The sequence below is a fragment of the Halopseudomonas sp. MFKK-1 genome, from assembly GCF_027474385.1.
Classification (GTDB): Bacteria; Pseudomonadota; Gammaproteobacteria; order Pseudomonadales; family Pseudomonadaceae; genus Halopseudomonas; species Halopseudomonas aestusnigri.
In genome coordinates, this window is record NZ_CP114836.1 from 1,797,830 (window position 1) to 1,807,160 (window position 9,331).

The following is a 9,331-nucleotide window of genomic DNA, read 5'->3' on the forward strand; positions in this document are numbered from 1 at the left end:
GCACGGCTGCATCCGTCATGCTTGCTCTTGCAGTTCGCGGTGTAACGGAGAAACGTTACAACCTCTTGCTACAAAACTTCGCAGTGTGGCTGGCAACCGGGCGCGAACTTTATCAGCTTCGCGTTCGTTTGGGAAGGCCCCAAACAAGCAACTGCCAGTCCCGGTCATCTTAGCCTCACAATATTTGTTTAGCAAGATCAACGTGTTACGAATTTCAGGGTAACGCGTTGTAACGACCGGCAGACAGTCATTCCGACCACCGCCTGCGACGAAGGCCGCTAATGTAATGGGCGATGAGTTTCGCGTCAACCTCTCATCTGAAAAAATTTCAGCGGTGCTGACAGGGCAGTCCGGCGCCACTACCAGGAACCAGGGCTCTTCCAGTTCTACCGGGGTCAATTGCTCGCCCACTCCTTCGGCCCAGGCGGCATGCCCTCGGACAAAGACGGGGACGTCAGCGCCCAAACGGATGCCCAGCTCGGCCAGTTGGTCGATGCTCAAGCCGGTTTGCCACAGGTGGTTGAGGCCAAGCAGGGTGGTAGCCGCGTCTGAACTGCCGCCACCGATACCGCCACCCATGGGCAGAATCTTGTCCAGTTTGATGTCGGCACCCAGTGGTGTACCGCTAGCCTCTTTCAGCAGGCGCGCGGCTCGGACGATCAGGTTGTCCTCCGCATCCACGCCCGGCAGGTCACTTAGCAGGACAATTTTGCCGTCGTTGCGGCTGCTGAAATGCAGGGTGTCTCCGTAGTCGAGAAACTGAAACAGGGTTTGCAGTGTGTGGTAGCCGTCGTCGCGCTGGCCGGTAACATGCAGGAACAGATTCAGTTTGGCCGGTGCGGGCAGGCTGAGTGTCGCGGTGTTCATTCGGTGATGCCGGGTTTCCAGTCGGTGATGACCAGCGTCAGCAGCAGATCGTGACCTGATATCTGCAGACGTTGGGGAAGTTCCAGTCCGTCAACTTGCTGGTAACGGCTGTATTCGACTGTCCAGCCGCTCTGGCTGAGACGGCCCAGCCGGCTTTGGCTATCCAGCTGCAGGCGGCTGGCTGAATCCGGTGCGGGCAGGCCGCGCACCCACCAGAGCAACTGGTCGACCGGCAAGTGCCAGCCTATCTGTTCGGCGACCAGGTCTTCAGCCGAGCTGGCGGAGACGGTCGGCCGGCCGGCTACCTCCAGCGTGGTGCTGTTGCGGTCGCCCTGAATGCGGGTAGCTCCGCGCCCCAGAGGGCCTGACAGGCGGATATCGTAGTAGGCTCGGCGCTGCAGCCAGAACAGCGTGCCGCTGCCCGACTCTTGCGGGCTGCGGATGCCGATCTTGCCTTGCAGGATCCAGCGGTCCAACGGCTCCAGTTGTGCTCGGTGGGTTTTCCAGGCGTTCTGGTCGCCGCCAAACTCGATGGTTTCGCGTTGATGCAGGCTGCCGCAGGCGGCCAGGGTTAACAGCAGGCAGAACAAAAGAGGCAGGCGCAGCATGGACATGTCTTATTCGGCTTCCAGGCGTTTGCGGGTTTCAGGAATGAGTGGGCTTTGCGGGTCCAGCTTGAGGGCATCTCGCCAGATCCTGCGTGCTTGGCGTTCTTTGCCTTGGCGCCAGAGCACTTCGCCCAGGTGGGCCGCTACTTCCTGGTCAGGGAAGGCGTCGTAGGCTTCACGCAGCAGCGTCTCGGCCAGCTCCAGATTGCCCAGGCGGTAGTGAACCCAGCCCAGACTATCCTTGATTGCAGGGTCGTCCGGTGCCAGTTCGGCGGCGCGGGTGATCAGCGACAGGGCACGATCCAGCTCGATATTGTGGTCGGCGAGCGTGTAGCCCAGGGCGTTGAGCGCCATCGCGTTGTTCGGTTCCTGTTCGATGATGCTGCCAAGGTCCTCTTGCAGGCCGCGCAGGTTGCCCAGCTGCTCGTGCAGCATGGCGCGACTGTAGAGCAGGCCGCTGTCCTGCGGGTAGGCCTGCAGGGCTGCGTTAACCTGTGCCATTGCCAGTTCGGGATGGTCCGGCATCAAGGCTTCTATTTCTATCTGGAACAGTGTCAGACCGTGTTGCGGATGCTGGTCCCTGTCCTGCTGAAATTGCGCCTGCAGTGCCTTCATGCGGTTTTGCTCAAGCAGCAGGCGGGCGATTTGCACGCGGGATGTCAGCAGTTCATTGCCACTGTCGATGCTTTGCCAGGTGAGCAGTGCATCATCCGTGCGGCCGGCCGCCAGATAGGCATTACCCAGGTGATAGCGCGCAGTATTGTTGCCGGGTGCAAGCTGAAGCGTGTGCTGCAGGTGAATGACGGCGTCTTGCGCCTGCTCTAGTTCCAGTTCGATCAGGCCGAGTGATAACTGCAGGTCGGCGTCGTCCGGGTTGTCGGCAGCAAGCTTCATATACTGCACGCGGGCATCCCTGAAATTACCCTTGCTGACGAGCAGTCGAGCCAGCATCAGACGCAATCGAACCTCGTCGGGAAAGCGCTCAAGGCTGTCGTACAGCAACGCCTCTGCCCGATCCGGGTCCTGCTCGGCGAGTAGTCGGCTGTGCAGCAGGATGATTGGTGGTACCTCATTACCTCGCGGTTGTTCCTCCAGCAGTTGCAGGGCGTCTTCGGGGCGGTCTGCCTGCTGCAGAAGCAGGGCACGGGCAAATACCAGTTGCGCGTTGTCCGGGTGGCGTTCCTGCATTTGGCGGAGGCTGGTCAGCAGGGCGTTGCGGGTCTGGGGGTCGGTTTGGGCGGCCGCCAGCGCGAGAAAATCAAAATGGGTTTCGCCATGCAGGTCCAGCGCGCGCTGCATCATGTCCATGGCCTGCTCATGTCGGCCGGCACGGGCCAGGTGAATGGCGGCCGAGCGCAGGGCTTCCGGATCCTGCGGAGCGATCTCGACCCAGAGTTGGGTCAGTTCGTTGGCGGCCTGCTCATTGCCCAGAAACTCTGCAACGCGGACGGCACGCTCGGTCACCCCGGGATCACGGGTGCTGCGTGCCTGTTTCAGATAGTTGTCGAGTGCGATATCGAAGCGGTTGCGCTGGCCCGCGATTTCGGCGGTCAGCAGATCAAACAGAGTGTCCTGGCGGAACTGGCCGTAGACCGTTGGCTCCGGCTGGCTTGCCGTCTCCGGCTTCTGGGGCGTGCTGTCGGCAGGCGCGCCGGCCTGATCCAGTGTGCTGCAGCCACCGAGCAGCAGGCCTGCGAACAGCAGTGCTGGCAAGGACGGAATGAGTGTAGCCTTCATATCGGATCTCGTGCGAAACGGTGGGCCGATCCGGGCGGAGGACGGCGTCCGGCGCGGCATTGGGGAATCATGACACAGGCGTGGGGACAAACCCAGTGGGCGCCATGAAAGGTGCCTGTGCGGCATCCTGCCACTGAGCGTCGAGTAACCGTTCGCCATGCCGTGATTGATTGGCTTGACTTAACATAGGACAATCGCACGTTTGGCAGCAGCTCCGTTCTCGCAATACGAGGCATCATGGGTTTTATCGCACTGGGCATCAATCATCGGACCGCAGGGGTTGAAGTACGCGAGCGCGTGTCCTTCTCACCCGAGCAATTGCCCGATGCACTGCAGCGTCTGCGTGCCGAGGCCGGTGCTGACGAGGTTGCCATTCTTTCTACCTGCAATCGCACCGAGCTTTACTGTGCTCAGGAGGAGCTCGACGCGGATCGTCTGGTCGAGTGGGTCGCCCGCTTTCATGGTATGACCGTAGAAGAGCTGCGCCGTTCCAGCTACCTGCATCAGGATGCCGGTGCGGTTAACCATATGATGCGGGTAGCCGCCGGGCTTGACTCGATGGTACTGGGCGAGCCGCAGATTCTCGGCCAGATGAAGGATGCCTGGCAGGCCGCGCGTACTGCCGGCACGCTTGGCCCGTATCTGGATCGCTTGTTCCAGAGCACCTTCAACATGGCCAAACAGGTGCGAACGGACACCGCAATTGGCGAGAATCCGGTGTCGGTGGCCTTTGCCGCAGTCAGTCTTGCCCGTCAGATCTTTGCCGACCTGCGCCGCAGTACCGCGCTGCTGATCGGTGCTGGCGAGACCATCGCGCTGGTTGCCCGTCACCTGTTTGAACAGGGCGTTGGCCGGATTATCGTTGCGAACCGAACGCTGCAGCGGGCTGAACTGCTGAGTGAGCCGCTGGGTGGCCAGGCCATCGTGCTGACCCAGATTCCGGATATTCTCGCCGAATGTGACGTGGTGATCAGCTCAACCGCCAGCCCGCTGCCGATCCTCGGTAAAGGCGCGGTCGAGCGTGCGCTCAAGCAGCGTCGGCACAAACCCATGTTCATGGTCGATATTGCCGTGCCGCGCGACATCGAACCGGAAGTTGGCAGTTTGGCCGACGTGTACCTCTATACCGTCGACGACCTGCATGAAGTGATCGAAGAGAACATGCGCTCGCGTCAGGGCGCAGCCGAGGCGGCCGAACGGCTGATCGAGCTGGGCACTGGCGAGTTCATGCAGCGTCTGCGGGCGCTGGCGGCGGTGGATGTGGTGCGCAGCTACCGGCAGAAGGCCGAGCAGGCGCGCGATCAGGAACTGCAGAAAGCGCTGGCCAAGTTGCAGCGCGGTGCCGATCCCGAGCAGGTGATGACCGAAATGGCTCGTCTGCTGACCAACAAGCTGCTGCACGAACCCAGTGTGCAGCTCAAGCAGATGACAGCGCAGGGGCGGATCGAAGCGCTGGCGCTGGCGCAGGAACTCTTTGCCCTGGGTGACAGCGCCCCGGGCAACCGCAATACCACGGTACAAGGCGACTCATGAAAGCATCCCTGTTGAATCGGCTGGACTCCCTTGGCGAACGCTTCGAGGAGCTGTCTGCGCTGCTCAGCGACGCCGAGGTCATCAGCGATCAGACCCGCTTCCGGGCTTACTCCAAGGAGTACGCCGAACTTGAGGGTACGGTCAAATGCTACGAGCAGTGGCGTCGGGTGCAGGGTGACATCGAAGAGGCGCGTGGCCTGCTCAAGGACAGCGACCCGGACCTGCGGGCCATGGCCGAAGAGGACCTGGAGAGCAGCAGCGCGCAACTGGCCGAGCTGGAAGAAGAGCTCAATCGCCTGCTGCTGCCGAAGGACCCTAACGACGATCGCAACGTATTCCTCGAAATTCGCGCCGGAACCGGTGGCGACGAGGCGGCGATCTTCTCCGGTGACCTGTTTCGCATGTACAGCCGATACGCCGAGCGTCAGGGCTGGCGGGTAGAGGTGCTGTCGGAGAACCCCGGTGAGCATGGTGGCTACAAGGAAGTGATCGCCCGTGTCGAAGGCCAGTCGGTCTACGCCAAACTCAAGTTCGAGTCCGGCGCGCATCGCGTGCAACGTGTACCGGAAACCGAATCCCAGGGCCGGATTCATACCTCTGCCTGTACCGTTGCCATCCTGCCGGAGATGGACGAGCAAGCCGCAATCGAGATCAACCCCGCGGATCTGCGGGTCGATACCTACCGCGCCTCCGGTGCTGGCGGTCAGCACGTCAACAAGACCGATTCGGCCATCCGCCTGACCCACCTGCCGACCGGCATCGTGGTCGAGTGTCAGGATGAGCGTTCACAGCACAAGAACCGCGCCCGCGCCATGAGCCTGCTGCAGGCCAAACTGGTCAACCAGCAGCGCGAAGCGCAGGAAAAGGAGCTGTCCGACACCCGCCGTTCGCTGGTCGGCTCCGGGGACCGCTCCGAGCGCATTCGCACCTATAATTTTCCGCAGGGCCGGGTGACCGATCACCGTATCAACCTGACGCTCTACAGTCTGGATGAGATCATCGCCGGTAACCTCGACAACGTCATCGAGCCGCTGCTGCGCGAATATCAGGCCGACCAACTGGCGGCGCTGGAGACGGCATGACGCCGACCCTGGCCGAGGTGCTGGCCAGCGCCGAACTGCCAGACTCGGACACCGCTCGGCTGGATGCCGAGCTGCTGCTCTGTCATGCCATCGGCAAGCCCCGTACCTATCTGCGCACCTGGCCTGAACGCCGACCCGATGCCGAGCAACTGCGCCGCTTCGAACAGCTGCTGAGCCAGCGGCGCAGCGGTGTGCCGATTGCCTATCTGCTCGGTGAACAGGGCTTCTGGAGTCTGCAGCTGGAGGTCAGCGAAAGCACCCTGATTCCGCGCCCGGATACCGAGCGGCTGGTTGAGGTTGCGCTGGAACTGGGGCCGCAGGGGGCTGCCGAGGTTCTGGATCTCGGCACCGGCACCGGTGCGATCGCGCTGGCGCTGGCGGCCGAGCGCCCTGACTGGCAACTGACCGGGGTGGACCGGGTCGCCGAGGCCGTCGCGCTGGCCCGGCGCAACGCCGAGCGTCTGCGGATCGGTAATGCCTGTTTTGAACAGAGTGACTGGTTCACTGCACTGGCGGGCCGGCGCTTTGATCTGATTGTCTCCAACCCGCCGTACATTGCTGCCGATGACCCTCATCTGCAGCAGGGCGATGTGCGTTTTGAGCCGGGTAGTGCGCTGGTCAGCGGTGCCGACGGGCTGGATGATATTCGCACGTTGGTGCAGCTCGCGCCGGCGCATCTGCAGGCCACTGGCTGGTTGCTGTTTGAGCACGGCTGGCAGCAGGCCGACGCGGTCGCGCAACTGCTGCGCGAGCAGGGTTTTGCGCAGGTACAGAGCTGGCGCGACCTGGGTGGACAGCTGAGGGTAACCGGAGGGCAATGGCGTGGATGACCAGCAACTGCTGCGTTACAGCCGGCAGATACTGCTGCCACAGATCGATATCGACGGTCAGCAACGGCTGCTGGACAGTCGGGTTCTGATCGTTGGGGTCGGCGGCTTGGGCTCGCCGGTCGCGTTGTACCTTGCCGCCGCGGGCGTTGGCCAAGTGGTGCTGGCCGACCCGGATCAGGTTGATTTGACCAATCTGCAGCGGCAGATCATTCATCACGCCGTCGATATCGGCCGTGACAAGGTCGCCTCTGCGGCCGAGCGCGTCGCCGCGATCAACCCTCAGGTCAGGTGCCGCACGCTGCCCGTCGCGCTGGCGGATGATGCGTTGCTGGCTGCGGTGGCTGAGGTCGACCTGGTGCTGGATTGTTCCGACAATTTCGCCACCCGTCACGCGGTCAATGCTGCCTGTGTCAGGCTCGGCAAGCCGCTGGTGTCGGGCGCGGCGATTCGGCTGGAAGGCCAGCTCAGTGTATTTGATCCGCGCCGTGACGACAGCCCCTGCTATCAGTGCCTCTACGGTGATGGCGACGAGCAGGCGCTCAGTTGCAGCGAAGCCGGTGTAGTCGGTCCGCTGGTTGGCCTGGTCGGTAGCCTGCAGGCGCTGGAGGCGCTCAAGCTGCTGGCCGGGTTTGGCGAGCCGCTGGTTGGACGCCTGTTGCTGATTGATGCCCTCGACAGTCGCTTCCGAGAGCTGCGTGTGCGCCGGGACCCGGGTTGCAGTTGCTGCGGAGCGGCGGCATGAGTGCGCCCATTGGTGTGTTCGACTCCGGTGTGGGAGGGCTGTCGGTATTGCGCGAAATTCGCCGTCTGATGCCCCGCGAGAATCTGCTGTATGTCGCCGACAGTGGCTACGTGCCCTATGGTGAAAAGCCGCCGGAGATGATTCGTGAGCGGAGCCTGCGGATTGCCGAGTTTCTGATCGAACAGGGTGCCCGTGCTCTGGTGCTGGCTTGCAATACGGCCACCGCCGCTGCGGTCAACGAATTGCGCAGCACCTTCGACATGCCGATTATCGGCATGGAGCCTGCGGTCAAACCGGCAGCAGCGGCTACCCGCAACGGCAAGGTCGGCGTGCTGGCGACCACCGGTACATTGCAGAGCGCCAAGTTCGCCGCCTTGCTGGACCGCTTTGCCCGCGATGTACAGGTGTTGACTCAGCCCTGCCCGGGGCTTGTCGAGTGCGTCGAGCGGGGCGAGCTCAAGGGGCCGGAGGTGCGCGCGCTGCTGACGCGCTATGTCGATCCCCTGCTGCGGGCCGGGTGCGACACTCTGATCCTCGGTTGTACCCATTATCCCTTTCTCAAGCCGCTGTTGCGGGAGTGTCTGCCGGCGGGCGTGCAACTGGTCGACACCGGTGAGGCGGTAGCGCGTCAGCTGCAGGCCAGACTCAACGAAAGCGGCCGCCAGGCCTCTGATGGTACAGGCGATGTAGGCTTCTGGAGCAGTGGTGATCCACAGCTGATGGCAGCAGTGCTGCCGGTGTTGTGGGGCAGCGCCGGTGCCGTGTCCAGGCTGCCGGTTTGAGGCGTGGTGGCGAACTATCAGCTATAAATCTGTCTATCAGACGGTACGTGTTGAAGACATAAGGAAGAAAACGCCATGAGACGTTCAGGTTTGATCATCGGTACCGTATTTACGGCCATGACCCTCAGCCCTTCAGTGTTTGCGCTGGATGGCATCACCGTAGAAGGCGGTGACAGCAGTGAGTCGACCAATGTGTGGCGCGTGGGAGTGCAGTTCGATTTCGGGCGCACCCTGTGGCAGAGCGATGGTGGCGGCGCGGTGCTGACCGGTTTCTGGGATGCCGGCTACACCCACTGGAGTGGTCTGGACGCCGAAACCATCAGTCTGGCTCCGGTATTCACGCTGAATTTCCCCGGTAACGGCGCGGTGACGCCGTTTATTGAAGGCGGGATCGGGCCTGCGGTCTTTACGGAGACCAATCTGGCTGATCGCCGAGATCTGGGTTCCAAGTTCCAGTTCGAAGACCGTATCGGCGCCGGCCTGCGCTTTGCCTCCGGTGCCGAGCTGGGCGTGCGCTGGTATCACTACTCCAACGCGGGTATCAAACAGCCCAATTCGGGCATCAATAAATCTGCGGTGTATTTCCGCTACCCGCTGTAGGTCTGCGGCTCAGGCGCCGGAGCGGCGTCTGGCCAACTGCTGCACGCGATATTGTTCCCGGTACAGATGGGCAAAGCCGTGCAGCAGTGGCATGACCAGCGCCCAGATGGCGGCCAGCAGCAGTGCGCTGTTGCGCTCGCCCAATGGCAGGCCGACGCCCGCCAGCTCGGCACCGGCCACGTAGCTCAGCGGACCGCCGATTGCGCCCAGCAGGGCAGCTCGCCAGATCGGGCGGGCGGTCCAGCCCAGGCTGTGATTGAGCGTTGTGGCCAGCATCGCCCAGAGCATGACCAGCCAGAGCGGCGCCAGCAGCTCCTGGCCGACAAAGGTGAATACCCCCAGCTGCAGCAGGAAGGAGTCGAGCGCAGCCCCTGCCAGCATCACTGATACCACCAGCTTGCCTTCGGCTGCCCAGCTGCTGACCCAGAAAAAGTGGATCAGCAAGGCGACCGCCGGCACTGCCAGCCAGTAGCTGTTGCCGCCCAGTACGCAGGCAAGCCAGCTGAGCTGGAACAGCACGGCGTTGGCGATCAGGCGGCGGTCAGGCATG

At 62.7% G+C, this 9,331-nt stretch carries 10 protein-coding genes; 6 read left to right on the plus strand and 4 right to left on the minus strand.

All coding sequences use genetic code 11. The features are described from left to right. Positions 1–15: 15 nt before the first annotated feature. Genes ispE through O5O48_RS08375 form a run of 3 tightly spaced genes read right to left on the minus strand, consistent with a single transcriptional unit; the run spans position 16 to position 3,212 of the window. Complete coding sequence (gene ispE, locus O5O48_RS08365) at positions 16–867, minus strand: 4-(cytidine 5'-diphospho)-2-C-methyl-D-erythritol kinase (RefSeq protein ID WP_269688602.1); 852 nt, start codon at positions 865–867, stop codon at positions 16–18. Then, positions 864–1,481, minus strand: a complete 618-nt coding sequence (gene lolB, locus O5O48_RS08370) for a lipoprotein insertase outer membrane protein LolB (RefSeq protein ID WP_233048342.1) — start codon at positions 1,479–1,481, stop codon at positions 864–866. The genes ispE and lolB overlap by 4 nt, the downstream gene beginning before the upstream one ends. A 3-nt stretch (positions 1,482–1,484) precedes the next feature. Further along, a complete protein-coding gene (locus O5O48_RS08375; RefSeq protein ID WP_233048341.1) occupies positions 1,485–3,212 on the minus strand; it encodes a tetratricopeptide repeat protein in 1,728 nt (575 codons plus the stop codon). A 237-nt stretch (positions 3,213–3,449) separates the two neighbouring features. Here O5O48_RS08375 and hemA point away from each other — a divergent pair, with 237 nt between their 5' ends. The 6 genes from hemA to O5O48_RS08405 all read left to right on the plus strand — a co-directional run bounded on the left by hemA (position 3,450) and on the right by O5O48_RS08405 (position 8,781). Next, positions 3,450–4,745: a glutamyl-tRNA reductase gene (gene hemA / locus O5O48_RS08380; protein WP_233048340.1), complete on the plus strand. Its 1,296-nt coding sequence runs from the start codon at positions 3,450–3,452 to the stop codon at positions 4,743–4,745. Beyond that, a complete protein-coding gene (prfA, locus tag O5O48_RS08385; RefSeq protein ID WP_228246620.1) occupies positions 4,742–5,827 on the plus strand; it encodes a peptide chain release factor 1 in 1,086 nt (361 codons plus the stop codon). The genes hemA and prfA overlap by 4 nt, the downstream gene beginning before the upstream one ends. Further along, positions 5,824–6,657: a peptide chain release factor N(5)-glutamine methyltransferase gene (gene prmC, locus O5O48_RS08390; RefSeq protein ID WP_269688603.1), complete on the plus strand. Its 834-nt coding sequence runs from the start codon at positions 5,824–5,826 to the stop codon at positions 6,655–6,657. Before prfA ends, prmC begins: the two co-directional genes overlap by 4 nt. Next, positions 6,650–7,399: a molybdopterin-synthase adenylyltransferase MoeB gene (locus tag O5O48_RS08395; protein ID WP_233048338.1), complete on the plus strand. Its 750-nt coding sequence runs from the start codon at positions 6,650–6,652 to the stop codon at positions 7,397–7,399. Before prmC ends, O5O48_RS08395 begins: the two co-directional genes overlap by 8 nt. Continuing rightward, positions 7,396–8,181 carry a glutamate racemase gene (murI, locus tag O5O48_RS08400; RefSeq protein ID WP_233048337.1) on the plus strand — a complete coding sequence of 262 codons (786 nt, stop codon included), beginning with the start codon at positions 7,396–7,398 and terminating at the stop codon, positions 8,179–8,181. The genes O5O48_RS08395 and murI overlap by 4 nt, the downstream gene beginning before the upstream one ends. Positions 8,182–8,256: 75 nt before the next feature. Continuing rightward, complete coding sequence (locus O5O48_RS08405) at positions 8,257–8,781, plus strand: acyloxyacyl hydrolase (RefSeq protein ID WP_228246624.1); 525 nt, start codon at positions 8,257–8,259, stop codon at positions 8,779–8,781. Positions 8,782–8,790: 9 nt separating this feature from the next. Here the strand turns inward: O5O48_RS08405 and O5O48_RS08410 are convergent, their stop codons facing one another. After that, positions 8,791–9,330, minus strand: a complete 540-nt coding sequence (locus tag O5O48_RS08410; RefSeq protein WP_269688604.1) for a DUF2878 domain-containing protein — start codon at positions 9,328–9,330, stop codon at positions 8,791–8,793. Position 9,331: the final 1 nt, after the last annotated feature.

Bases quoted from the DNA above. Each gene is read 5' to 3' on its own strand.
- ispE (WP_269688602.1), bottom strand. From the start codon at position 867: ATGAACACCGCGACACTCAGCCTGCCCGCACCGGCCAAACTGAATCTG.
- lolB (WP_233048342.1), bottom strand. From the start codon at position 1,481: ATGTCCATGCTGCGCCTGCCTCTTTTGTTCTGCCTGCTGTTAACCCTG.
- O5O48_RS08375 (WP_233048341.1), bottom strand. From the start codon at position 3,212: ATGAAGGCTACACTCATTCCGTCCTTGCCAGCACTGCTGTTCGCAGGC.
- hemA (WP_233048340.1), top strand. From the start codon at position 3,450: ATGGGTTTTATCGCACTGGGCATCAATCATCGGACCGCAGGGGTTGAA.
- prfA (WP_228246620.1), top strand. From the start codon at position 4,742: ATGAAAGCATCCCTGTTGAATCGGCTGGACTCCCTTGGCGAACGCTTC.
- prmC (WP_269688603.1), top strand. From the start codon at position 5,824: ATGACGCCGACCCTGGCCGAGGTGCTGGCCAGCGCCGAACTGCCAGAC.
- murI (WP_233048337.1), top strand. From the start codon at position 7,396: ATGAGTGCGCCCATTGGTGTGTTCGACTCCGGTGTGGGAGGGCTGTCG.
- O5O48_RS08405 (WP_228246624.1), top strand. From the start codon at position 8,257: ATGAGACGTTCAGGTTTGATCATCGGTACCGTATTTACGGCCATGACC.
- O5O48_RS08410 (WP_269688604.1), bottom strand. From the start codon at position 9,330: ATGCCTGACCGCCGCCTGATCGCCAACGCCGTGCTGTTCCAGCTCAGC.